The following is a 24352-nucleotide window of genomic DNA, read 5'->3' on the forward strand; positions in this document are numbered from 1 at the left end:
AAAAGCATGACAGTATACTGTCATGCTTTTTTATTAGAATTTGGCTGTAATAAAAATAATACTAAACCAATAAAAATAACGGTAATTCCTAGTCCTTGTTGTAAAGAAATGGTCTCATGTAATATAAAGTACGCTAGTATACAAGTTCCAATTGTTTCTCCTAAAATGCTCATGGAAATTAAAGTAGCACTCATCCATTTTAATAACCAATTAAAAATGGTTTGTCCTAAAATTGTAGCAATGAAAGCTAATCCAATAAAGCACAACCAAGTTTGTGTAGAATAATGGATGAAAGATTCTTGTTGCGTGAAAGCAAATATGCCAAGAAAGCCAGCACTACTTCCATAACTAATTACCGAATATGGTATAAGTGCCAAATCTTTACGAACGTGTTGGCTAATGAAAAAATAAGCAGTAATGATACCGGCAGCGATAAATGCTAAAATATCTCCATATAAAGCTGCTCCACTAATTTGGAAATCTTGCCAGCCAATAACGATACTACCTGAAATAGCGATGAGGCAACCAATAACCGCTCCTTTCGTAAATCTCTCCTTAAATAAAAAATAAACACCAATCATTGAGAACAAAGGTTGTAGCGTTACGATAACTGTAGAGCTTGCTACAGAAGTATATTGTAATGATTCAAACCAAAGTACATAATGTGCAGCTAAAAATAGCCCAGATATGGATCCGAATCCCCATTGTTTTTTCGTTAAAGTTTTTAGCTCATCTCGACTATTTTTATTAAATAGTAATAACGGTAACAGAATCAGTGTGGCAAAGAATAATCGGTAAAAAGCAATGATTGTAGCAGGAGCATCTGCCAATTTTACAAAAATTGCAGAAGTTGATAAGGCGAATACACCAAAAAATAAGATGCAATATGAAAGAATAGGTGATTTCAAAGTTTGTCCCTCCGATAGAATGTTTATTATAATAAACTTAATACGATATAATGTACAAAAGTAAGTATATAAGTCCCAGAGATGATAGGGAAGGATTATTTGCCTTTGTTTAGTATGTCAGCACAAAGACAAAGAAACATGCATTATGATGGACGAAAGGAATTTTTACTATGATACATGATAGGCTTGGACAAACGGTATTAAGTTACCGTAAGAAAAATAACATGACAATTCGTGAATTCGCTGATTATGCAGGGATTAGTACATCGTTAATTAGCCAAATTGAAAGAGGGCATGCTAATCCTTCTTTAAATGTTTTGGAATTAATTGCAAAAGCATTAAATGTACCGCTGTTTACACTTTTTATTAACGAAATTGATACAGATTCGCTCATTTCTAAGAAAAAAGATCGAAAAAAAGTATATCGGGAAAACAATAATCACATTGTATATGATGTATTAACACCTGATTTTATGAAAGCACGTATTGAAATGCTAATGATGGATTTAAATAAACAAGCAAACACAACAGAAAGCCATTATTCCCATGAAGATAAGGAAGAGATTGCTGTTGTTATGAAAGGGGAAGTGTATGTGGAATTGGAGGGAAAAGAATATTTTTTAGAAGAAGGCGATGTTGTACGTATTCCACCGAATGTGAAGCATCGATTTTTGAATAAAAGTGATGAATCGAATCACATTTTATTTGTACTGACACCATCTTTAGGGTGAAAATATAGTGATTTTTATCCCGCATTAACGGGCAGTAAGACCTCCCTCAAAATTCAGCGAAAGTAAAGAAGTTAGGTGGGGGATTAACTGCCCATAAATGCCCGATTGGTAAGGGCTGATTAAAGTTTCACTTTATTAGGGGAGATAGAAAATGGAAAACAAAAGTATTTTAAAAGGCGGCCTTTCAATTATTTCTCAATGCAAAAAAGAAACAAATGATATTTGGCATGCGCATTTTGGAGCAGCTGCAATTGCTAGTTATTTTTTTATGAAAGATAATAATATTGATGAAGAAACAGCTCGTAATATGTATTCGCAAACAAGGATGATGCTGAACAAGAAAAAAATTGGTGAGATGATTGATGATAAAAAAGAAATAGATTTTCAAATTGCGGAGAATATGATTATAAAATCTTTAGAACAAACGATTGATGAACTTCATTGGGTGGGGCATAACGTCATTTATGCGTCATTAAGTTTATTGGCTATGAAAGAGCTACAAAAATGGGGCGATAATCAAGCAATTGAAGGGATTACTACTCTTATTTTATCATTTCGAAAAACAATTCCAGGTAGATCGTGGATTGGTTATACGACGAAAGAAGTAAAACAATTAAGTTTTGAAGATGAGATGAAAAGTGAATTGAGTAATCCAACACAAGTATCTCAGTTCATTTTAAATGAGTTATCGAAATTTAATAGTATTTATCGAGCGGAATCGCATCATGATTTAATTGGGCATTTGCTTACTTACTCCCACGCAATTAATATAATGTACGATTTAGGGCATATAGATATATTTCAACGAGGGATACGCCCGCTTTTAAAACTAGTATACGTACTACGAGCTAGCCAAAAGCTCAAGCTGAATACGGGAATAACTTTACACTCACCTATAGATCGATTACCTTTAATTCAATCTAAACGTGCAAATATTTTACCAACTGAAAATATATTTTGGATAAAAGACTATAGTGAATTCGATTGGGATTTTGGTCATGTATTTAAATTCTCATATAGTTATTTTAATCATATAAAGAGAGCTCCAGATTATAAAGATATAACATTAGAAAAATTCCGGTATGTTATTAATTCTTAATGAACGTCAATAATCTGTAAGAGGGAGCTTAATCTAGTTTCTTTTTTGTTAGTAGTATATTATTTTTTCAAATTTGTAAGATTTTACATGCGTATTTTACTTTTACTAATTATGTAAGTAGGCTATACTGAAATACATACATTTTATTTTTGGAGAGATGTAAAACGACATGGAACTAGCGAAATTAGAAAAAGTAATTGAAATAAAAAAAGAAGAACTTTTATATTTAGTATCGGATTATGGAATTCAACATGAAAAAGTATTGGCATTGAGTCAAGAACTAGACAAATTAATCAATTACTTTATGTTTTTAAAATAAAGAGAACTATGACGTGGTTTGTATATGTTATAGTTCTTTTTTATTAGGTAATTTGAAAATATATTCAAATATATTGTCTAATTTCTTACAGAATGCGCAACTTGCTAGTCGAATATAAGGACTTTTGGTTATAATAAAAAGGAATTATTAATTGTATCGGTTAGGAGCGCAGCACATATGAAAACAGTTGTTGTTATCGGTGGAGGTATAACGGGACTTTCTACTATGTTTTATTTAGAAAAATTAAAAAAGGATTATAATATCGATTTAAATTTAATTCTTATTGAGAAAGAAGAGTATTTAGGTGGTAAAATCCATAGTGTGGAAGAAAAGGATTTCATTATGGAGTCAGGAGCGGATTCAATCGTTGCTCGTAATGAATATGTTATGCCACTTGTAAAAGATTTAAATTTAGAAGATGAAATGGTATATAATGAAACGGGTATTTCTTACATATATTCTGAAAACATGTTACATCCGATTCCTTCTGATACTATATTTGGGATACCGATGAGCGCCCAGTCTTTGTTTAGCAGTACGCTAGTCTCAACGAAAGGGAAAATCGTAGCTTTAAAAGATTTCATAACGAAAAATAAAGAGTTTACGAAAGATACATCACTTGCTCTATTTTTAGAAAGTTTCTTAGGGAAAGAGTTAGTGGAAAGACAAATTGCTCCTGTACTTTCAGGCGTATATTCTGGTAAATTGAATGAGCTTACAATGGCATCTACACTACCGTATTTACTGGATTATAAAAATAAGTATGGAAGTATTATTAAAGGTTTTGAAGAGAATAAAAAACAATTTCAATCAGCAGGAAATAAAAAATTCGTATCATTTAAAGGTGGACTATCTACGATAATTAATCGCTTAGAAGAAGTGCTTACTGAAACTGTCGTAAAAAAAGGTGCTATAACGACGGCTGTAAGTAAACAAGAAGATCGATATGAGATTTCTTTTGTAAATCATGAAACAATACAAGCTGATTATGTTGTTTTAGCAGCTCCGCATGATATAGCACAAACTTTATTACAGTCTAATGAGTTAAATGAGCAGTTTAATACATTTAAAAACTCATCTCTTATAAGTATTTACTTAGGATTTGACATACTAGATGAACAACTACCAGCTGACGGCACAGGGTTTATTGTAACGGAAAACAGTGATTTACATTGTGATGCTTGTACATGGACAAGTCGAAAGTGGAAACATACATCCGGTAAACAAAAATTATTGGTAAGAATGTTTTATAAGAGCACCAATCCGGTATATGAAACAATCAAAAATTATAGTGAAGAAGAATTAGTACGAGTAGCTTTATATGATATTGAAAAGAGTCTCGGAATTAAAGGTGAACCAGAAGTAGTCGAAGTTACAAATTGGAAAGATTTAATGCCGAAATATCATTTAGAACATAATCAAGCGGTTCAAGCATTGCAAGAAAAAATGACGAATCTTTATCCAAATATATATTTAGCTGGTGCCTCATATTATGGTGTCGGAATTGGTGCGTGTATTGGAAATGGAAAGAATATAGCCAATGAAATAATGGCTACATTAAATGAATAATACTGTAGAATAAATAAAAACTGTTCCTTCAGCAAAATGGAGGAACAGTTTTTATTTATTTTATTTGAATGGAAATTGTATTGTTTTTTACATTGTTTTCTTTTATTGTTAATGTTATTTCTCCAGACTCTTTAAATGAATACGGTGATAGTTGATAAATATCTTTTATATCATGTTTTTCTTGTAATTTATTTACCGGTATTGATACGATATTTGGCTTCCATGTTTCTTGTTTTCCTGAAGGATATTCTATAAGTATTACCGGATTTTTTAACTGTATTGTTTTCCAAGAGACGAAATATAGTTGTACTTCTGTATTTTTTTTTAATAATTCTTCGGAGAAATAACCGAATTCGCCTACATTACCGAAAACAGTATAGTTTTGATTTTTTAATTTAATATCTAAATAACTAGGTTGATATGTTACCGCATGATAAGTTCCATATGAAAGTGAGAGTATGGCAGCGATTAAAATACCGATTGAAAATGTCCTAAAGCTATTACCTTTAAAGCTAGTCATCATGAATGAGTTTGGTGTGAATTTTTTTGCGAATAAAAAAATAAGTAATATGAGTAAGAGGGATAAGCTGATGAATATATACATAGGAAATCTTCACCTCCACAATAAAATAAATATTAACTATATTTTACCATAAATGTATGGGGTAGGTTGGTTGTTTAGAAGGAGAAAATGAAGAAACAATTTCTTTACAGTTCTTGATAATTTAAAATTCGATTTATGGAAATTATAGCGTCATGTTTGAGGTGCAATCAGAAGGTATCTAATTCGTGTATATAGAATTAAGAGAGAATGTGCCATTAGAAATGTTTGATTTATGGAACAATAAGGACTTTACTAATTATACATATTTTTTCTGATATAATGAATGAGTAGAGAGAAAGGAGTGATCCTATGGCATTTCCTATATTAGAAACAGAACGCTTACGTTTAGTTGAAATAGAACAATCTTATTGTCAAAAAATATATGAAATCTTTTCATTGGATGAAGTGACGTGTTACTACGGTATGAATTCTTTTACGGAGTTTGGACAAGCTTCACGTATGATCGAATCTTTTTCAAAAAATTACTTTGAGAAAAAGGCAATACGATGGGGAATTGTGTTAAAAGAAACGAACGTTTTAATAGGAACAATTGGACTAAACAATTTACAATTATGGAGTAAACGATCTGAGATTGGATATGATCTGCATCCTCGCTATTGGGGAAATGGTTATGCTTCAGAAGCAGCTGGAGAAATTATTGATTATGGATTTAAAGATTTAGGTTTGTTTAGAATTGGAGCTATTACATATCCTGAAAATGTTACTTCTTGTAGAATGTTATCTAAAATTGGCTTCCAAAAGGAAGGGCTATTGCGCGGATATATTCATCAAGGAAATAAGCAACACGATGCATTATTGTATTCTATAGTGCGAACTGATGTTGAGGACATAAATTTATAATAAAAAAACCTCTTAATTAAAAGAGGTTTTTTTTATTATAAATTAACCTAATTTAGGTAATAAACGTTCTCCGCTTTTCATGCTACTTTTACATAAAGGGCATTTAGGCTCTTCTTCAAATGAAAAGTTCTTTCTCATCCATCCTAAACAATCCTCTGATTCACATTCCCAAACAGGGGTTTGTTCTGGTGGTACTTCTGCTACATCGTTCTTTCGATTGCGATACATGTAACCACTCCTTTTATGTAAAAAATTTTAGTTATATATTAAAAAGGTTGTTAACCTTGCTGGTAACAACCTTTTTATTGTTTGAATTATAGCTTTACAACGTTTTTAGCTTGAGGTCCGCGGTTACCTTCTTCAACTTCAAAGCTAACTTCTTGACCTTCGTCAAGAGACTTGAAGCCGTCGCCAGTGATAGCTGAGAAGTGAACGAATACATCGTTACCGTCTGCAACTTCGATGAAACCGAAACCTTTTTCGCTGTTAAACCATTTTACTTTACCTGTTAATGTCATGGTAATGCCTCCTAAAAGTAGAAAAATTACAATATGATCGGCCTTATTTGAATGAAAATAAAATTTCACATATTATCAAAAACCCATAAGGAGTACAAACTGTCCCTGATTGATACTTGATAATATGCAAAGAAAATATAGTGTTAAATTGACCTTAATTACTATCTTACAACAAATGGTGGGAAATAGCAAGTGCTGGTAATACCACTGAGTAATCTGGGTGATAATAGTAAAGGCACAAAGGCACCTCTTTTATTTATATATTATTCCTAATTTGGATTTATTCCAAACAAAAATCATTTATATGAAAAAATAAGTTTAAATAAAAGGCTAAATATTATTTTAATATTGCTGATGAGTACCATAATTAGGAGGATAGAATATTGCAAAATAAACAATTTAAAATAATTGAAGCAGCAAAAGAAGGAAGAAGAAAAGTTCATCCTGTTTTTGCTGTCATACTCGCGATTATATTTTTAACTTTAGGTGAATTATTTATGTTGTTTATGCTGATTTTACCGAAAGCAGAAACAACTTTTATGAAGGCGATTTATAGCGACATTGAGATGATATTAACGTTTGGCGGCGCAATATTTTTTGTGTTTTTATGGATTAGATTTGTAGAGAAAAGATCATTTTCATCCATTGGTTTTTGGAGAAATCAATGGATAAGAAAATATTTGAGAGGTACATTAATAGGATTTGTTTTCATTTCAATACCAGTAATTTTATTCCTATTAGCAGGAGTTGTAACATTACAAATACAAAAAATTACAGTAACCGCTATATTGGGTATTGTAGGTTCTTTAGTTGCATTTTTAATACAAGGGGCAACGGAAGAAATTATTGTACGAGGTTGGTTATTCCCGGTTCTTTCTGTTAGAAGTCGTATATGGGTTGGGATTGTTGTGACATCTTTCTTATTTGGTTTTCTTCATTTACTTAATCCAGGTATTACAATTCTTTCAATATCGAATATAATATTAGTTGGTGTATTTGCAGCTTTTTACGTTTTAAAAGACAGTAGTCTGTGGGGGATTTGCGCATGGCATTCCATTTGGAATTGGGCACAATATAACGTCTACGGTTTTGCAGTTAGCGGGATGACCATATATTCAACTCCGCTATTTAAACCTGCAACAAATGGCCCCGAATTCCTTCATGGAGGCACGTTCGGAATTGAAGGTAGTATCATTACAACAATCATGCTCACTGTCGCTTCAATTGTTTTATGGAGAAAGTTATGGGGAAGAAAAGCGAAACAACGAAATTTTAGTTAATGAAAGAGGGAGAAACTATGGGGATAATAGCATTTGAGGGAGCAAGCGCTGTTGGTAAAAGTACCACGTGCCGTGAATTAGAAAAGAATTATGGTGCTTATATAATACCTGAAGTCAATTCTTTATTTGAAAGGCCAAAAAATGAACATAGAACATGGTATTTTGAAAAACAAGTTGAGCGCTGGAATATAGCTGTTCAGAAGTCAGAGCAATATGAATTAGTAATACTCGATGGCGATATATATCAGCCACTTAGTTATAATTGGTGTTTTCATTTTGATCTATTTAATCAGCCATTATCTTTAATAGAAAATTTTTATAAAGAAAAGATGATAAATAGGGAAATTGGTTTTCCGGATCAATATTTTTATTTATATACGAACGATGAAGAACTTAGAAAGCGGAAAGTATCTGATGAAACGAAAAGAAGGAGAAACTTTGAAAAACATTTACATATATCAAAATCGTTTCAGTGTTATTATGAAAATTTAAATTCTGTTACAGATGGGTATTGTAAATTAATTGAGGCGAAAAGTGTAAAATCGAATGAAATAGAAATTGTAAAGAATTTAAACAGTTTAAATGTTTGTGAAGAAAGACGTTTTGATGTTTCGAGGTTAGATGCTATTACGAAGTGGTTAAAAGAAAATCGTGCATAAAGTAAAAACAACGAGTGTTATTTATCGCGCTCGTTGTTTTTTGTTTCTTTATAAATATAAAGGGAAAATTTGTAGAATATTTTCAATATTTAACAGAATAATCTTTCAATTTTAAAGAAAAAGAAATACAATATGAGGAAGTATATATAAATAATATGATAGGGGATGGGATGCGATATTTTGAATGAAGGAACAGTTTTTATATAAGAAGTAATTAGGTAGTAAGAACAGAGATATTTGGGAGGAAACAAGCGCGATGAAAACACTATTTAAAATAATAGGTATTCTAGCTGGTATGGCGGTAATTGGAGTAGGTTTAACATATGGTATGCTGTATTATTTAAATAATAGTAAACCAGCTGCGAAAAAGGCATCACCAGCTGCTCCAGCAGTAGAAGTATTAGCTGATAGTAATGTAAAAGCAGAAGATGCAAAGCTTTTAGAAAATGGCAATTATTCATTGCCGAATAGTGGTTTTAATAAAAATTTTAAATGGACAGATGAGAACATACAGACAGCATTACATGAAATGGCACATCAAAAAGCGAAAGCTGATCAAAAGTGGGGCTATATTTTTATTACACAAGAGCGGATTGAAAGCTTAATTGATATTGTAAAGAGTAATGATCTTGTACAGGGAAGTACATATGTAGAAATTTTAGAACGATGGAAACAAGGAAAATATGAAAAAGTTGATGCAGATCACAATAAGATTTGGAAATTACAAAGCGGGAATTTAGGAGAAGGAAAAGGAGTAATGTCGGAAGCTGAGCAAAAAGAATTAATTAATCAAGTGTTTATGAACAAAGGTACATATTCAGGTAGTAAATTAATTGCAGGCGGGGGACAGACTAATAAATAGTATACTAATTAATGAAAAAGAGTAATTGCTTATTAGGCAATTACTCTTTTTATATGTACGTCTTAATATTTTAGTCTCGTTCAAGTAAGGAAAGAAACGACTGTAATACCGGGGAAATCCATCTGGATTTATGATAGATTACATGACTTTGCATAATGGTTGGAGTTTCGATAGGCTGAAAACATAGTTGTTCTTTTTGGCAACTTTCTTGTACAACGATATAAGGAAGAATTGAAATGCCTAATTCACACATAACGGATTGTTTAATGACTTCAACATTGGAAGTTTCAAATGTTTTAGCTGGAATATTTCCACTTTGACGTAAAAAACGATCTACCATTGGCCTATAGCCGCAGCTTTGTTCTGTAAAAATGAACTGGGTGTCCTGTAATAACTGGAATGGATTTGCGTGTGCAGCGGAATAAGCTGGTAAAATCCATCCAAATGTTTCATTACTAAAAGTACGCGTAATAAAATCATTATGTTCTATACTTTCTCCAATTATGAAGACAACGTCTGTTTCTCCTTCACGTAATTTTTGTAATGCTTGTTCATTTGTGTTTGTTTCAAGTACGATATTTACTTTCGGATTTTTCTGTTTGTAAGTACGTAATAATTGTGGTAATCGGTATACCGCTAATGATTCATTAGATGTAATACTTAATGTACCTTCTAAATAATCTGTATTTTGGGGGATTTCTTGCGCTTTTTCATATATTGCAAGTAATTCTAATGCATAAGGATGAAATTGATGACCTGCTTTTGTAAGTAGCACTTTTTTCCCTAACCGATCGAAAAGAGGAATATGTAAATCGTTCTCTAAAGCTTTCATATGTGCTGTAACAGTAGATTGCGCATAACCTAGCGCATGAGCAGCTTTAGAAAAATTACCATACTTCACAATGGCGCAAAATGTTTTAACATGTCTCATTTCCATAAGCGATCCCTCTTTTATTATCATGATTTGTGAATGATTATATCATGTATTTTAATTTTCCAAATGATTAAATTCCGTATAAAATAAAATTGTGGAAATATTCATTCAAGTGATATTGGAGGAGAAAAGATGATCAAAAAGGGCTATCATGTAGCTGTTGTTGGGGCTACAGGTGCGGTAGGGCAAAAAATTATTGAACTGTTAGAGAATGAAATGAAGTTTAATATAGTTGAAGTTACATTGCTTTCATCAAAACGATCCGCCGGTAAGAAAGTAAGATTCAAAGGACGAGAGATAATTATACAAGAGGCAAAAACAACTAGCTTTGAAGGTGTAGATATTGCCTTTTTTAGTGCTGGGGGAGAAGTATCTAGACAATTTGTAACTCATGCAGTTTCTAGTGGTGCGATTGTAATTGATAACACAAGTGAGTACCGAATGGCACAAGGTGTACCGCTCGTTGTTCCGGAAGTGAATGCGCATACTTTAGAGCGGCATAAAGGTATTATTGCAGTTCCAAATTGTTCAGCATTACAGATGGTAACTGCACTTCAGCCGATTCGAAAATCATTCGGTTTAGAAAGAATTATCGTTTCAACATATCAAGCTGTATCGGGTTCTGGCATTCATGCGATTCATGAATTACAAGAGCAGGCTAAGTCTATGCTTGCTGGTAAAGAAGTGAAAAGTGATATATTACCGGCGAAAAAAGATAAAAAACATTATCCAATAGCGTTTAATGTACTGCCTCAAGTAGATATATTTACAGACAATGATTTTACTTTTGAAGAAGTAAAGATGATTCAAGAAACGAAGAAAATATTAGAAGATGAAAACTTGAAAATGGCAGCTACTTGTGTACGTGTTCCAGTCGTATCAGGGCATTCAGAATCGGTTTATATAGAACTGGAAAAAGAAGCAACCGTTGCGGAAATTAAGGAAGTATTAATGGATGCACCAGGTGTTATTTTGCAGGATAACCCTAGTGAACAGCTGTATCCAATGCCATTATATGCAGAAGGGAAAATAGATACATTTGTCGGAAGAATACGTAAAGATCCTGATACGCCAAACGGATTCCACCTGTGGATTGTTTCCGATAATTTATTGAAAGGTGCGGCTTGGAATTCAGTTCAAATCGCAGAGACTTTAGTGGAAAGGGGGATACTTTAATATAGTTTGAAAAATTGGGGAATCGTTAATGATTTCCCGGTTTTTACTCATTGAAAGTTGGAGGAAGTATGCCGTTTTCTGAGGTGAATGTGAACTTTAAAAATAAAACTTATACTGACTTTTGGAGGGAAGATAAGAATAAATTGATGCCTAAAAGATAAATGGGATAAGATGGTAATATAAAGAGTGCATATACACTGGAGGGATTACCAATGCTAAAAGTTATGTTACCATTTGTTCTTATCTTTTTTCTTGTTATTGCGATGTATATTGCTTATCAAAAGAGAAAAAAATCCGAGATAAAAGGATTGAAAAGTGCGCTAACTTCTATTTGTTTCTTTTCACTCGCAATATTAAATATGTTTGCATATTGGTTTCATTTTGGCGGTGTTTTTACTTGGTTATTTTCAATTGTATTATTGCTAGTTGGTGCATATTTTACAAAATATATTCCAATATCTAAAAAGGTACATTAAAATTTATAAGAGTTTACATGCAATGTTTACTTTTTTGAAAAGAGATTATTCTACTAGATCGTTGTGAAACGATTTCATAGGACAATCTCTTTTGTTTAGTTTTGGAAAGAACGTACTGTGATTTGTAGTTGCTCAATAAATTCTCGAGTGGCAGCACACATATATTTATCTTTTCTATAAATAAGCCCTATTTCAATTATTGGAGTAGGGTTTTCTATTTTAATAGCTTGAATGTTTTTATTTTGTAAAAAGTCTATATATGGTTGTGGTAACACTGTAATTCCCATTCCTTTAGAAACCATTTGGATTAAAGATTCCATCGTACTAATTTCTAAAATTGGTCTTGGTCTAAAGTTGAATTTTTGACAATGAGATGTAATTAGTTCGGTTAAAAAGAAATTTTTAGGTAAAAGAATTAAAGGGTAGTTCTGTAGTTCAGTAATAGATACATGATTACGTTTAGCTAATCGATGACCAGTTGGCACGACCAATGTAAGGTCGCTTTTGTATAGAGGGATGGAGATAATTTCTTTATCTTGCACCGGGAGAAATGTAATGCCGATATCTAGTTCGTTTTGTAATAATTTTTCACGAATATCTCCTGTACGAAGCCCTAATACAGAAAGCTCTATATTGGGATATAAATTATTGAAATTTAAAATAGCTGGTGGTAGTAAATAATTTACGACGGTTAACAAAGCCCCTATTGTTAAGGAACCTTGCTGTAATCCGTTTAGGTCTTGAAGGGCTGAACGAGCTTGTTCGACTTCATGAAAAATGGTTTTACAATGTGATAATAAAATCTTCCCTGCTTCAGTTAAAGATATTTTTTTACCAATTCGATCGAAAAGTGGCATTCCTACTTCATGCTCTAATGCACGTATTTGTTGACTTAGTGAAGGCTGTGAAATATTTAATTTCTCAGCTGCTTTTGTGAAATGTAATTCTTTTGAAACAGCTAAAAAGTATTCAAGTTGTCGTAATTCGATTGAAATCACCTCAAGTATAATAATAGGTTATACCTATCATTATTATATAAATAATTGAATTGAACAATGATTTTAGAGGTTTTATAATCATCTTTATATAGCAGAGAGGGTTGTAAAAATTAATCGAGAGAAAATACATGTAACACCTTTAAAGGAGGAAATAGAATGGCTAATGAATATCGATTATTATCTTTAAATATAGGATTACCAAAAGAGGTTACATACGGCGGAAAAGTAATTCATACAGGCATAAATAAGAAACAAGTAAAGGAACCGGTATATTTATCCTTTGTAAAGTTTAATGGAGATGGACAGGCGGACTTAGTTCATCATGGAGGAGTAGATAAAGCAGTTTGTGTTTATACTGGTGATCACTATCCATACTGGGAACAAGAATTGAATCAAGATCTTGTATATGGGGCTTTTGGAGAAAATATAACAGTTAGTGGTATGCGCGAAGAGGATGTTTGTATTGGTGATACGTTTGAGCTAGGACAGGCAATCGTACAGGTAACACAACCAAGGCAACCTTGTTTTAAATTAGCAAAAAAATATAATATTCCAAAGTTACCACTATATTTTCAAGAAACAGGATATACAGGATTCTATTTTCGCGTATTAAAAGAAGGATGGGTATCATCAGTCGATACATTAAAAAGACTACAGTCTGATCCAAAAGGTGTTTCAGTAGCGTTTGCTAACCGTATCATGCACAAGGAAAAACAAAATATTGAAGGGATAAAAAGGATATTAGAAGTAAATGCACTTTCAAGTAGTTGGAGAAAGTCTTTTGAAAAGCGTATAAGTGGAGAAGAAATTAATACGAAGGAAAGACTTGAAGGGATAAAAGACTAAAAATATTTTATTATAAATAGTGTATTTCTATTAGTAAAAGCTAATTAGAAAGCGCTATTTTTATATAATAAACTAATTAATATCCAAAAATCTTAATATTGTTTTATTCGACTTATTTTCAAATAGTCAAAACATAAAATTAATTAGACTTTTTTTTTATGTTTTATGATAGTATATTGATTGGTAAGACCTCTATTTTTAAGAGTAGGTCATATAAGTATATCTAATTTAATGGAATTTAACATTTGGAGGTACAACATGGGGAATGTTGAAAAAATGGCAAGTCTTCTAATAGAAGAACCGAAAAGAGAGCAGTTATTTCCTTTATTTGAAGAAGTGTTTGAAATTACAACTCAAACATTGAATGATTTTTCGGATAAAGGGTATTGGGATGATACATATAAAGCTTTATCATTTTTACAAGAAGATAAAGTGATTGCAAATGTTGCGGCATTTTCACTCCCATTATTAATTAATGGAGAAAAAATAAATGCGGCGGGTATTCAATCAGTAATGACACATCCTAATTTCCGTAGACAAGGGCTAATGAAACAATTAATGGGTAAAATGATAGAAGAAATCGATAAGAAATGTGAATGTACATTATTGTTTACGGAAAACCCTGAACTATATACAGCGTTTGGATTTAAAGTTGTGCAGGAATATTTGATGACTATACCATACGATAAAAACAATAATAACGATTCACTACTTAAAAAATTAGATTACTATAATGTAGAGAATAGACAGTTAATACATGAAACTATTGATAGTGGCCAAAGACTTTCAAATAATTTTTCAACTTTAAATTTCCGTCCTTCATTTTATTTGAATATGTATGACTCGGAATGGAATGAGAAATTGTATTATTCAGAGAAACTAGATGCTTTAATCGTTTATGAAGTAGACAATGAAAAGTTGAAATTATTTGGAGTATTTGCGCCAGTACTTCCGGTTTTAGATGAAATATGTGGAGAAATCAATGAAAGGTTTACGGAAATCGAATTTTATTTTTCTCCAGATCAATTAGGGATTGAGGATGTACAGTTTACAGAATTACAGTCTAGTAAGTATTTAATGGTTCGAAGTGATAAAGAGTTAGATTTTAAAGGTTATAAATTCCCAGTATTAGCGGAGTTTTAAATGTCTATATAAATGCTTTATATATCGTATATACCAGAACGTATTGAGCAACTCACTATAATGAATGTACCTGAATACTATAAGATTAATGACAATCATGCGTTTATTGTCCGTTCGAAAGCAGAAACTGATTTTTGGCTTAAAACACATTATGGTTTTGAAGTAATGAATGGTCATGTATTTTATAATGAGATGATGACAGACTTTCAAGCTGAAGTTCAGTTACGTATGAATCCAAATTCAAAATTCGATCAAGCAGGTCTTTTTGTTATGATTTCGGAGAACTGTTGGCTAAAAACATCTTTAGAATATATCCCTGAAGGGCCATCTCACTTAGGTGCTGTCGTAACGAATAATGGATATTCTGACTGGTCAACGCAAGATTATCCAACTGAAGAAGCTAAGCAACAAATTCGTTTTCGAATTATTCGAAAACGTGGTGATTATACAATATATGTGAAAAAGAGCCATCAATGGGAACAAATAAGAATCACTCATTTAATGGAGGATATAGGGAATGAGCCTATTAAAATAGGTTTTTACACGTGTAGTCCTTCTAAAAATAAGGGATTTGAGACTGAGTTTTTAAATTTTACAATTGAAGAAATATAGATGAAAAACCGTATTCTTTTCAGTAAGAATGCGGTTTTTGTATTTACATAATATAAAGCACATTTATTGACCAGAAAGTCATTAATGCTTATCATTTAATAATGTTAAATATTAATTTACATAATATAATAGAAGTAATGAAGAAATTACAAAATATATCGCTTAAATAAGGAGGGATATGAATTATTCAGTGGTAATTTCATGGGAAAAGGAGATTATGTATGAAATCATTTCGTAAGTTATTACAGTATTTAAAACCATACATGTTCTTCGCTATTATTGGACCGCTATTTATGGTACTTGAGGTTGCGATGGACTTAATTCAACCGACTATTATGCAACATATCATTGATGTTGGGATTGCAAATCGGGATTTAAATTATGTAATAAAAATGGGGCTTCTTATGATAGGGGCAGCAGCACTCGGTTTAGTTGGAGGGCTTGGGTGTATGATGTATTCTACAAAAGCAGCTGTTAATTTCGCTACAGACATAAGAAAAGATGTGTTTGCGAAAATAGAAACATTTTCTAGTAATAATCGTGATTCATTTGGAACAGGTAAATTATTAACGATTGTGACGAATGATATCACTTCTATTCAATCGGCAATGACGATGACATTACGTGTTCTCGTTCGTGGCCCACTGTTATTTATCGGAAGTATAATTATTGTTTTTGTAACAGCGCGAGAGTTATTTCCAATATTACTTGTAGTTGTTCCAATTTTATTACTTGCAATTATTTTAATTGCAAGTAAAGCAAGTGGTACATTTAAAAAGGTGCAAGAGGCATTAGATAAAGTGAATACAAAGTTACAAGAAAATTTATCTGGTGTGCGTGTTATAAAAGCGTATGTAAGACAAAAATATGAAATCGCTCAATTTGGAAATGTAAATACAAATTTAACGAAGATAAATATTCGAGCTGTGCAACTTATTTCTTTAATGATGCCAATCATTATGCTAGTTGTAAGTGGCGGGATTGTTGCAACATTATGGATTGGTGGAGAAAAAGTATTCAGTGGAACACTTCAAGTAGGAGCGATTTTGGCATTTATTAATTACTTGAATATCATTTTAATGTCACTTATGTCGATTAGCATGGTATTTATTCAAATTGCGCGAGCTTTTCCATCTGCGGATCGTGTAAAGCAAGTGTTAAATACTGAAGTTGATATTATAAGCGAAGCGAATGCGATTGAACCTGAGAAAATCGAGGGGAATATAGAATTTAAAAATGTTAGTTATAGCTATACGAAAAATAATGAATATGTTTTAAAAGATATTTCGTTTAGCATACAAAAAGGTGAAAAAGTAGGGATTATTGGATCGACTGGAAGTGGTAAATCAACCTTAGCGAAACTGTTACCACGTCTATATGATGTGGATCAAGGTGAAATATGTATAGATGGAATAGATGTTAAAACATATGATTTGCAAAAACTCCGTGCTTCAATAGGCTTTGTACCTCAGAAGGCGTTGTTGTTCTCAGGTAGTATAGAAGAGAATTTACGTTATGGTAAAGAAGATGCAACACACGATGAGCTGGAAGTAGCAACTGCATCAGCTTGTGCGACTGAGTTTATCAATAAGCTGGAAGAATCTTATCAATATAATTTAACACAAGGTGCAACAAATCTATCAGGTGGACAAAAACAACGTGTATCAATTGCAAGAGCACTTGTGAGAAAACCACCGATTCTAATATTAGATGATTCTACATCAGCAGTTGATGCGAAATCAGAGGCTACTATTCAAACAGCTTTAAAAACAAAATATAAAGGCACAACGACTTTATTAATTGCGTCCAAAATTTCTTCCATAATGGATGCGGATAAAATACTTGTATTAGATAATGGTGAATTAGTTGGTAATGGTACACATGAACAATTGTTAGAACAAAGTGAGGTTTATCAGGAAATTTATCTTTCCCAAGGTGGTAATTTGTATAAAGAAGGTGGGGAAGAACATGCGTAATTTTCAAGGACAATTTGCTAATAAAGGTAGAAGAAACACGCCAAAGATGGGAAAAGCTAAAAATGCTCAAGGAACTGTAATGCGGATATGGAATTATATGGGCTATCAAAAAGCTGCTCTTATGTTTGTTATATTTCTAGTAGTTGTTACTACATTACTTGGATTATTAGGTCCATATTTTATGGGAGTCATTATAGATCAATATATTGTACCGAAAGATTTAAGTGGTACAGCAAGAATGTGTATGTTACTTATCGCGATTTATGGTGTAACGGTACTTTTAACATGGTTACAAACGTTTGTCATGATTAACGTTGCATTAAAAACAATTCAAAAAATACGACAAGATATTTTTGAGAAAATCCAAACGCTTTCTTTACGGTTCTTTGATGTACGTTCTCAAGGTGATTTAATGAGCCGTGTGACAAATGATATAGATAATTTGAACCAAGCTTTGACACAAAGTGTTGTACAAATTATTTCATCAGCGTTAACTTTTATAGGTGTAACGATTGCGATGTTCGCCTTAAATTGGATTTTAGCAATTGTAACTTTAATTACAGTACCTATTATGTTTTACGTTACAAAAAAACTAGTTGCATATAGTGGTAAAAACTTTGCGAAGCGTCAAAAAGATTTAGGTGAATTAAATGGATTTATTGAGGAAGCAATTACAGGTGCGGATGTTACAACGTTGTACGGAAAAGAAAAAGAAACTGTACAAAATTTCAATAAAATTAATGAACAGCTAAGAGTTTCAGCTACGAAGGCTGATACATTTTCAGCTTTTATTTTTCCAAGTATGAACTTTATTAATAACTTAGGTATGGGGCTTGTCATTGGGACTGGATCAGTTATGGTCTTAAACGGAATGACAACAATAGGTGTTATTGCGGCTTTTATTAATTATTCTCGTCAATTCTCAAGACCGTTAAGTCAATTTGCGACTTTAATGAATACAATTCAAGCAGCAGTTGCTGGTGGAGAACGTGTTTTTGAGATTATGGATGAGGTACCAGAAATTCAAAATAAAAAAGACGCATTTGTTGTACAAAATTTACAAGGGCATGTTGTACTTGAGAATGTTTCATTTGGCTACGCAGAAAATAAAACGATTTTAAAAGAAGTAAGTCTTAAAGCGCAGCCAGGAGAGACAATTGCTTTAGTTGGTCCGACTGGATCAGGGAAAACAACAATCATTAATTTGTTAACTCGTTTTTACGATATACAGCAAGGACAAATTCATATTGATGGAAAAGATATAAAAGATTATGATATTAATTCTTTACGAAGTAAAATAGGAGTAGTTTTACAGGATACGTATTTATTTGCAGGCTCGATTATGGATAATATCCGTTATGGACGCTTAGATGCTAGTGATGAAGAAGTCATCACTGCAGCTAAGGCAGCATCTGCACATTCTTTTATTAAGCATTTGCCAAATCAATATGAAACAGAAATTGCTTCAGAAGGATCGAATTTAAGTCAAGGACAAAAACAACTTCTTGCGATTGCACGAGCAATTTTAGCAGATGCAGATATATTAATTCTCGACGAAGCGACATCTAATATTGACACAAGAACAGAATTACAAATACAAGCAGGACTAAATAATTTAATGAGAGGTCGCACAAGTTTTGTGATCGCTCATCGACTTAAAACAATTGAAAAGGCAGATCAAATCCTTGTTATAAAAGATGGAAATATTTTAGAAAGAGGGAATCATGAATCTCTCATGGAAGATAAAGGATTCTATTTTGATTTGTATACGAGTCAGTTTAAAATATAGTAAAAGCATTGATATGTTGCGGTTTCTCTTGAGAGGAGAAACCGCATTTTTTTATATTTGAAAATATTATTATTCTAATGGTCTTTCACTACATATTTTAACAGCATCCTCCTGCATTCCAGGCAAAACATGTGAATAGCGATTTAATGTTATGAACATATCTTTATGACTGAAGTGTTCTAGATGTATACCTTGTTTCAAAAGTAGCGGAGCATGTGTATAACGTAAATCATAAAATCGAACTTTAAAAATTGGGATTTAAATAAAAAGAGCGCAGTATAGCGCTCTGAGACAAACTATATATTTAGAGAGAAATCAAGATAATATATGGATATTGTTTGAGAATGTTGTAGGTTTTAATTAAAAATAAAGCACACATATAAGTGTGCTTTTATGAACGCTTTAGATTTGTATGACTATATAGTCAACATACAATAAAATATGCTTGTTTAATATAAATGTGTGTCAAATCTATAAAAATATATTTTAGTGTGTATAAGGAACATTAAATGTTAGTTAGCCAAGTCTTTTGTTTTTATCCCGCTATTTGCCGGGCAGTAAGGCCCCCACCTCAAAATTCAGTGGAAGCAAAGAAGTTAGGTGAGGGCCGGGCTGCCCGTAAAAGTTCGATTGGTGAGGGCTGATTAAAGTTTCACTTTATTAACGAATTTGCGCAACTGTTAACGCTGCAGAACGAATATCTACTGTACCTATTACTTCAACGGGGACAATTTGAATTACATCACCAGGGTTTAAGTTAATTAGAATGACACCACTTGATACATCGACTTCACCAGTTCCGATAATATTAGAACGGACTGCGGTTCCGGATCCTGCAATAACATTAGTCGATGAATTTAATGTCAAGAAAAAGCGCGCTGCTTCCGGGGCTACCGGAACGTTATCAAGGCTAATTGTTAATGTATAGCTAATTTGATAAATACCAGCTATCTGAATTTTAATACCAGTTCCAGTACTAATTGTATCATTGATTACAGGGACAGTAATGTTAGGATTTGGGCCTGTACTAGGTAATAGTAGTGGTGTAAATAATGTTGCAAATTGAGGTGAAGTAGCATTGAAGGCAAAACCTAGGGCAGGTAGTGTACTAGGTGCTTGTGCTTCACAATTAAAATTAGCGAATTTACGAATTGATGAGCGCATATTTTCACTCCTTTCTTGTATTTAGATTGCGTGAGTATTAACTTCACGTTTTGGACAATCATAATACAATATATGAAAATTTATAGTAGATAGTGCACAAGCGTTACTATTACGGATAAAGCTATAAATAATATATGGAAAAAGCAGTTAGCTAAATTAGCTAACTGCTTAGTAGGTTCTCTAAGAGCAAATAGGAGAAGAATTATTGTGCCATATAAAAGGTCACTATAGATAAGTGCTCTTTTTGTGAGTGAGTATAAGTTCCTATCATTCTATCTAGTATATGCAATGTACTATATGTAGTTGCTACTAAAATTGATGTGAATTTTTAAAATTAGAGGTTTCTTTTAATGAAACCTCTAAAAAGATAAATCAAGTTACGTTATAGTAAATTCAATTGCAATAGGAGTGCCTCCATCTAGGACTGCTCCTCCTATAATAGTAGCAGCTGTAGTAGTCACACCAGTAATAGTATCACCTGTTTGAATAACACCATTAATATAAAGTGTTAAAAAGGCATAAGAAGCAGGGAATGTTGTTACAGCGCCAGTGTCATCAGTGAAGTCTGTGTTAGCAAAAGTTAAATCTGCTCCAGCAGCAGTTCCTGTTGCTGCTGTACTTACAAATCGTCTTCCAGCTATAAAAGGTTTAACGATAGGCATTTATATTCACCCCTTTTTGAGAATTAACTCAGACAAGTTTTTTGAAGGTTTTGTCCTGTATCGTATTCTATGCTGTGCTTCTACTAAGAGATACGGCTTGTATACTAGTAAATGAGTATAATTATTATGCGTTTTATAAGTTAGGTTCTTATCAGTAATTAAGTGATTAAGGTTGGATTTTGTATATGGTATGTTTAGGTTAAAAAAGAGCTCGTAATCAAATTATTATCTTAGTGTTGTAGGGAAACTGGCGGCCTCAGTGACAGATGGCAAAAATAATTTACGTGGTATTGTAATAAATTCAAGCGCAATTTGCTTTGGATAAATAAGTATTTGAGTTAAATCTAGAGCATGTATTAATAGTATCATGAAGCTTGTAAGAATTAAAAAACTACCCCAAAAGAAACTTTTTGAAGTGTTGCGGAAATCTTTTATTAAAGAAAAGAATGAAAAAAATGCGGTAACAATGAGAATTAAAAATTTATACTTATCAGCCATTGTGATCCTCCTAAAGAGCAGTAATTTATATTATACGGTATTTTTTCTTTATAATTATAAAAAGATTTTAAAATACCTATGTTGTAGACTTATTGTTTTCATTTTGCCTACAATCGTATAATACTAAAGCGAATAATGTTGAAGAACTTTATTAAGCTAGCGGCACACAACAAAATTAATATTATCTAGTGAGAAACATTCTAGTTTACTTCGTAGTCCCAATCCATAAATTGTGAAACTACGAAATAGATTATTAATAAAAACATTTTAAGATTATTATAATATTGATGTGATGTATACAGAAAAGAGGATAAAAAGCATCCAGAATGAGTTAATAGCTAGTGAATAACAATTGAAATAGCACTGAAAATCAATAAAACAGCCATAATGATGTTAAATAATTGATTATGTTTTAATAAAATTTTTTGGAACATGGAACCAAAAAGGCTCCAACTAAATGTACTCAGTAAACCAACTATACCTAGGAATAATGAGAAAAGTAGAAAAATTGAATATGAGTTGTAGTAAGGGAGTATAAAAGTAGAGACTACGGTGAGTCCAAATAATATTCCTTTTGGATTAACAAATTGAAGAAAAATACCCACTGTAAATAAGTTTTTATTATTTTTTTCATCGGGTTCTGCACTGCCTTTACTAGTGATTATTTTAAAGGCTAAATATAGCATATACGCGACACCTAAAATCTTTAAAGGCAATTCAATTATAGGTACAATATTAATTAATACAATATTAAAGAAACTACATAAAGAAGTGAGGATGAAAAAACCGAATGCTACTCCAAAGCAAAAGTTTATACTTCTCTTTAATCCGTGTTGATTTGCGTATGTCATAGCTAAGAAATTGTTAGGGCCAGGTGTGAAGCTGCTTATAAAAACAAATAACAAAAAAGAAAATATTGGCATTTTAAAACCCCCTAATTATTTTGTATGTTATAATGATCAAAAAGAACAATATAACGTGTGCTTTTTATTATACATAACGGACGTTATATTGTATACAATGTAGGAGTGTTTTTTATGGAAGAAATTCAACTTATTCTGGCAAAAAATTTAAAATCAATACGTGAAAAAGAAAAATTAAGTTTAGAAAAGGTCTCTCAATTAACAGGTGTAAGTAAAACGATGATTGGACAAATTGAAAGAGGAGATTCAAGCCCGACACTAACAACAATATGGAAAATTGCTAATGGTTTGAAAGTATCCTTTACCTCTTTAATTAATAATCCACAGCCTGATACGAAAGTGATTTTACGAAATGATGTTCAAGCATTGTCTGAAGACAATGGGAGATATAAAGTGTATCCCTCATTTCCTTTCCAAGATGATAGAAACTTCGAAATCTATACGGTTGAAATTGAAACAGAAGGGAATTTAAGTTCAGAAGCACATAAAGAGGGTACTGAGGAATTTATAACGGTATTTGAAGGGGAATTGAAAATTGATATAAATGATTGTCAATATACGTTAAATAATGGAGACTCAATTCGCTTTAAGGCGGATAGACCGCATACTTATACTAATTCAGGAAGAACATTAACTCGGTTAAGTATGACTATTTATTATCCAGCTTTATAAGCTGGCAATAATATAAAGAGTAAAAGTAAATGTGTATTGTTAAAACCATCTATAAGAGATGGTTTTATTTTTTTGAATAAAAAAAGACACTCAATTGAGTGTCAATATAGTATTGCTCTCGCGTATAGGATTGGAGATGTTTCTCAAATACATATTGAGATGGTCTGTAAAGGAGAAACAATCTTCATCTTTAATGTAACATCGACTTGGGGGAAGTGTAAATTGATAATATATATACGGAAAATTTAGTATAGATGTTTTCTACTATGGATATAGTATAATTTGTTTTTATTACTTACTCACTATAGTAACATTTACTAAGTGAGTATTTAGATTTTTTATTATAAAAAAGAATGAATCATTTTTTAATCAATTCGTATAATTGTAAGAGAGGCACCTGTTGATCCGCCTCCAACTAAATTCACGACGGATAATATACCAAATAATTGTAGTGAAATTGTATTACCAGCATTTAAATTAGTAATTAAATTATTACTATAATTTGAAGTTGATAACGCGGGAGAAAAAATAGAGCCAGGAATTGGCGTAGAAGCGTTTAATAGTAGTCTTGTTCCAGCAAGTAGAGAGGTTGTCGTATTAACTTGATAGGTTAAATGATATCTTCCAGTTACAGGAATTGTAAATATATCGTTTGAGGCGTTAACTGTAAAATTACCGAGGCTTTGGTTATTAGAAAGAGGAATATTAGTGCCACCTAATATCACAGAGATGGGACCACCTAATGTATTATTAGCGAACATAGAGTTTGTTGTAACGATTAAACCAGTACTTCCGGTAGGCCCAGTAAGCCTGTAAGGGAAAATAATGTCAAGGGCCATTGACATTATTTCTTTTTTTCTAATTTCATTATTATCTTGAATATAAATCACCTCATCTTTTTAAATAAGAATGTTATAGATTTAGTACTTTTTAAATAGAATGATTTATTTATTATATTAATTAAAGCGGTTATAGCAACGGTAAAATGTTTAATATATGTAATAATTCTTTGGGAAGAAAAAGAGAATAGTTATAAAGTCATTCTTTAATAATAGGATCATAATGATGTGTAT

Annotated in this window: 27 protein-coding genes and 1 pseudogene; 17 read left to right on the plus strand and 11 right to left on the minus strand. The window is 32.0% G+C overall.

Annotated elements, in window-relative coordinates:
- Window positions 1-20: 20 nt before the first annotated feature.
- Window positions 21-908 carry a DMT family transporter gene (locus ASE54_RS04975; protein ID WP_000841795.1) on the minus strand — a complete coding sequence of 296 codons (888 nt, stop codon included), beginning with the start codon at window positions 906-908 and terminating at the stop codon, window positions 21-23.
- A gap of 170 nt (window positions 909-1078) precedes the next feature.
- On the opposite strand from ASE54_RS04975, the gene ASE54_RS04980 reads away from it, so the two are divergent.
- The 4 genes from ASE54_RS04980 (at window position 1079) to ASE54_RS04995 (ending at window position 4626) form a co-directional block, all read left to right on the plus strand.
- On the plus strand, window positions 1079-1639 hold the full coding sequence (locus ASE54_RS04980; protein ID WP_000581034.1) for an XRE family transcriptional regulator: 561 nt from the start codon (window positions 1079-1081) through the stop codon (window positions 1637-1639).
- A 151-nt stretch (window positions 1640-1790) separates the two neighbouring features.
- The gene (locus ASE54_RS04985) at window positions 1791-2738 is read left to right on the plus strand and encodes a hypothetical protein (protein WP_000428901.1); all 948 of its coding nucleotides are present in this window, start codon (window positions 1791-1793) and stop codon (window positions 2736-2738) included.
- Window positions 2739-2907: 169 nt separating this feature from the next.
- Complete coding sequence (locus ASE54_RS04990) at window positions 2908-3057, plus strand: aspartyl-phosphate phosphatase Spo0E family protein (protein ID WP_000417698.1); 150 nt, start codon at window positions 2908-2910, stop codon at window positions 3055-3057.
- Window positions 3058-3234: 177 nt separating this feature from the next.
- Window positions 3235-4626 carry a protoporphyrinogen oxidase gene (locus ASE54_RS04995; RefSeq protein WP_000860361.1) on the plus strand — a complete coding sequence of 464 codons (1392 nt, stop codon included), beginning with the start codon at window positions 3235-3237 and terminating at the stop codon, window positions 4624-4626.
- Window positions 4627-4681: 55 nt separating this feature from the next.
- Here ASE54_RS04995 and ASE54_RS05000 read toward each other — a convergent pair whose 3' ends face one another.
- Window positions 4682-5230: a hypothetical protein gene (locus ASE54_RS05000; protein WP_000275270.1), complete on the minus strand. Its 549-nt coding sequence runs from the start codon at window positions 5228-5230 to the stop codon at window positions 4682-4684.
- Window positions 5231-5539: 309 nt separating this feature from the next.
- Here ASE54_RS05000 and ASE54_RS05005 point away from each other — a divergent pair, with 309 nt between their 5' ends.
- Window positions 5540-6091 (plus strand): GNAT family N-acetyltransferase, encoded by a 552-nt coding sequence (locus ASE54_RS05005; protein WP_000885387.1) that lies wholly within the window; start codon window positions 5540-5542, stop codon window positions 6089-6091.
- A gap of 42 nt (window positions 6092-6133) precedes the next feature.
- On the opposite strand, the gene ASE54_RS05010 is transcribed toward ASE54_RS05005, so the two are convergent.
- Both ASE54_RS05010 and cspD read right to left on the minus strand, forming a co-directional pair.
- Window positions 6134-6319: a cold-shock protein gene (locus tag ASE54_RS05010; RefSeq protein ID WP_000286203.1), complete on the minus strand. Its 186-nt coding sequence runs from the start codon at window positions 6317-6319 to the stop codon at window positions 6134-6136.
- Window positions 6320-6405: 86 nt separating this feature from the next.
- Window positions 6406-6609, minus strand: coding sequence for a cold-shock protein CspD (gene cspD, locus ASE54_RS05015; RefSeq protein ID WP_000176366.1), 204 nt, complete (start codon window positions 6607-6609; stop codon window positions 6406-6408).
- Between the two features lie 383 nt (window positions 6610-6992).
- On the opposite strand from cspD, the gene ASE54_RS05020 reads away from it, so the two are divergent.
- The 3 genes from ASE54_RS05020 to ASE54_RS05030 all read left to right on the plus strand — a co-directional run bounded on the left by ASE54_RS05020 (window position 6993) and on the right by ASE54_RS05030 (window position 9410).
- Window positions 6993-7889: a type II CAAX endopeptidase family protein gene (locus ASE54_RS05020; protein ID WP_001180190.1), complete on the plus strand. Its 897-nt coding sequence runs from the start codon at window positions 6993-6995 to the stop codon at window positions 7887-7889.
- The gene (locus ASE54_RS05025) at window positions 7889-8548 is read left to right on the plus strand and encodes an AAA family ATPase (protein WP_003309476.1); all 660 of its coding nucleotides are present in this window, start codon (window positions 7889-7891) and stop codon (window positions 8546-8548) included. Before ASE54_RS05020 ends, ASE54_RS05025 begins: the two co-directional genes overlap by 1 nt.
- Before the next feature lie 256 nt (window positions 8549-8804).
- A complete protein-coding gene (locus ASE54_RS05030) occupies window positions 8805-9410 on the plus strand; it encodes a PRK06770 family protein (protein ID WP_000853597.1) in 606 nt (201 codons plus the stop codon).
- A 70-nt stretch (window positions 9411-9480) separates the two neighbouring features.
- Here ASE54_RS05030 and ASE54_RS05035 read toward each other — a convergent pair whose 3' ends face one another.
- Window positions 9481-10347, minus strand: coding sequence for a LysR family transcriptional regulator (locus tag ASE54_RS05035; RefSeq protein WP_000425890.1), 867 nt, complete (start codon window positions 10345-10347; stop codon window positions 9481-9483).
- A 129-nt stretch (window positions 10348-10476) separates the two neighbouring features.
- Between ASE54_RS05035 and ASE54_RS05040 the strand changes: the two genes are divergently transcribed.
- The 3 genes and pseudogenes from ASE54_RS05040 to ASE54_RS05045 all read left to right on the plus strand — a co-directional run bounded on the left by ASE54_RS05040 (window position 10477) and on the right by ASE54_RS05045 (window position 11996).
- A complete protein-coding gene (locus tag ASE54_RS05040) occupies window positions 10477-11520 on the plus strand; it encodes an aspartate-semialdehyde dehydrogenase (protein ID WP_000591707.1) in 1044 nt (347 codons plus the stop codon).
- A gap of 41 nt (window positions 11521-11561) precedes the next feature.
- Window positions 11562-11681, plus strand: a pseudogene (locus tag ASE54_RS35610) (choloylglycine hydrolase); the annotation flags it as partial.
- Between the two features lie 51 nt (window positions 11682-11732).
- Window positions 11733-11996, plus strand: coding sequence for a hypothetical protein (locus tag ASE54_RS05045; protein ID WP_000921855.1), 264 nt, complete (start codon window positions 11733-11735; stop codon window positions 11994-11996).
- 95 nt (window positions 11997-12091) lie between these two features.
- Here ASE54_RS05045 and ASE54_RS05050 read toward each other — a convergent pair whose 3' ends face one another.
- Entirely contained in the window at window positions 12092-12994 is a 903-nt protein-coding gene (locus ASE54_RS05050) for a LysR substrate-binding domain-containing protein (protein WP_000623400.1), read from the minus strand.
- Between the two features lie 156 nt (window positions 12995-13150).
- On the opposite strand from ASE54_RS05050, the gene ASE54_RS05055 reads away from it, so the two are divergent.
- The 5 genes from ASE54_RS05055 to ASE54_RS05075 all read left to right on the plus strand — a co-directional run bounded on the left by ASE54_RS05055 (window position 13151) and on the right by ASE54_RS05075 (window position 19360).
- Complete coding sequence (locus tag ASE54_RS05055; protein ID WP_001263005.1) at window positions 13151-13840, plus strand: MOSC domain-containing protein; 690 nt, start codon at window positions 13151-13153, stop codon at window positions 13838-13840.
- Between the two features lie 258 nt (window positions 13841-14098).
- Complete coding sequence (locus ASE54_RS05060; RefSeq protein WP_000528683.1) at window positions 14099-14983, plus strand: GNAT family N-acetyltransferase; 885 nt, start codon at window positions 14099-14101, stop codon at window positions 14981-14983.
- Window positions 14984-14995: 12 nt separating this feature from the next.
- Window positions 14996-15595: a DUF1349 domain-containing protein gene (locus tag ASE54_RS05065; protein WP_000965798.1), complete on the plus strand. Its 600-nt coding sequence runs from the start codon at window positions 14996-14998 to the stop codon at window positions 15593-15595.
- Window positions 15596-15816: 221 nt separating this feature from the next.
- Window positions 15817-17571, plus strand: a complete 1755-nt coding sequence (locus tag ASE54_RS05070; RefSeq protein WP_000834778.1) for an ABC transporter ATP-binding protein — start codon at window positions 15817-15819, stop codon at window positions 17569-17571.
- Complete coding sequence (locus tag ASE54_RS05075) at window positions 17564-19360, plus strand: ABC transporter ATP-binding protein (protein ID WP_001243568.1); 1797 nt, start codon at window positions 17564-17566, stop codon at window positions 19358-19360. Before ASE54_RS05070 ends, ASE54_RS05075 begins: the two co-directional genes overlap by 8 nt.
- A 660-nt stretch (window positions 19361-20020) precedes the next feature.
- Here ASE54_RS05075 and exsF read toward each other — a convergent pair.
- The 4 genes from exsF to ASE54_RS05095 all read right to left on the minus strand — a co-directional run bounded on the left by exsF (window position 20021) and on the right by ASE54_RS05095 (window position 22607).
- The gene (exsF, locus tag ASE54_RS05080) at window positions 20021-20524 is read right to left on the minus strand and encodes an exosporium protein ExsF (RefSeq protein ID WP_001257874.1); all 504 of its coding nucleotides are present in this window, start codon (window positions 20522-20524) and stop codon (window positions 20021-20023) included.
- A gap of 377 nt (window positions 20525-20901) precedes the next feature.
- On the minus strand, window positions 20902-21186 hold the full coding sequence (locus ASE54_RS05085) for a DUF4183 domain-containing protein (protein WP_001123246.1): 285 nt from the start codon (window positions 21184-21186) through the stop codon (window positions 20902-20904).
- 225 nt (window positions 21187-21411) lie between these two features.
- Window positions 21412-21684 (minus strand): hypothetical protein, encoded by a 273-nt coding sequence (locus tag ASE54_RS05090; protein WP_000774122.1) that lies wholly within the window; start codon window positions 21682-21684, stop codon window positions 21412-21414.
- 338 nt (window positions 21685-22022) lie between these two features.
- Window positions 22023-22607, minus strand: coding sequence for a LysE family transporter (locus ASE54_RS05095; RefSeq protein WP_001121279.1), 585 nt, complete (start codon window positions 22605-22607; stop codon window positions 22023-22025).
- Between the two features lie 114 nt (window positions 22608-22721).
- Between ASE54_RS05095 and ASE54_RS05100 the strand changes: the two genes are divergently transcribed.
- The gene (locus tag ASE54_RS05100) at window positions 22722-23279 is read left to right on the plus strand and encodes an XRE family transcriptional regulator (RefSeq protein ID WP_000391292.1); all 558 of its coding nucleotides are present in this window, start codon (window positions 22722-22724) and stop codon (window positions 23277-23279) included.
- 365 nt (window positions 23280-23644) lie between these two features.
- On the opposite strand, the gene ASE54_RS05105 is transcribed toward ASE54_RS05100, so the two are convergent.
- Window positions 23645-24169, minus strand: a complete 525-nt coding sequence (locus ASE54_RS05105) for a hypothetical protein (RefSeq protein ID WP_000639405.1) — start codon at window positions 24167-24169, stop codon at window positions 23645-23647.
- Window positions 24170-24352: the final 183 nt, after the last annotated feature.

Source organism: Bacillus sp. Root131 (genome assembly GCF_001429475.1).
Taxonomy (GTDB): domain Bacteria; phylum Bacillota; class Bacilli; order Bacillales; family Bacillaceae_G; genus Bacillus_A; species Bacillus_A thuringiensis_S.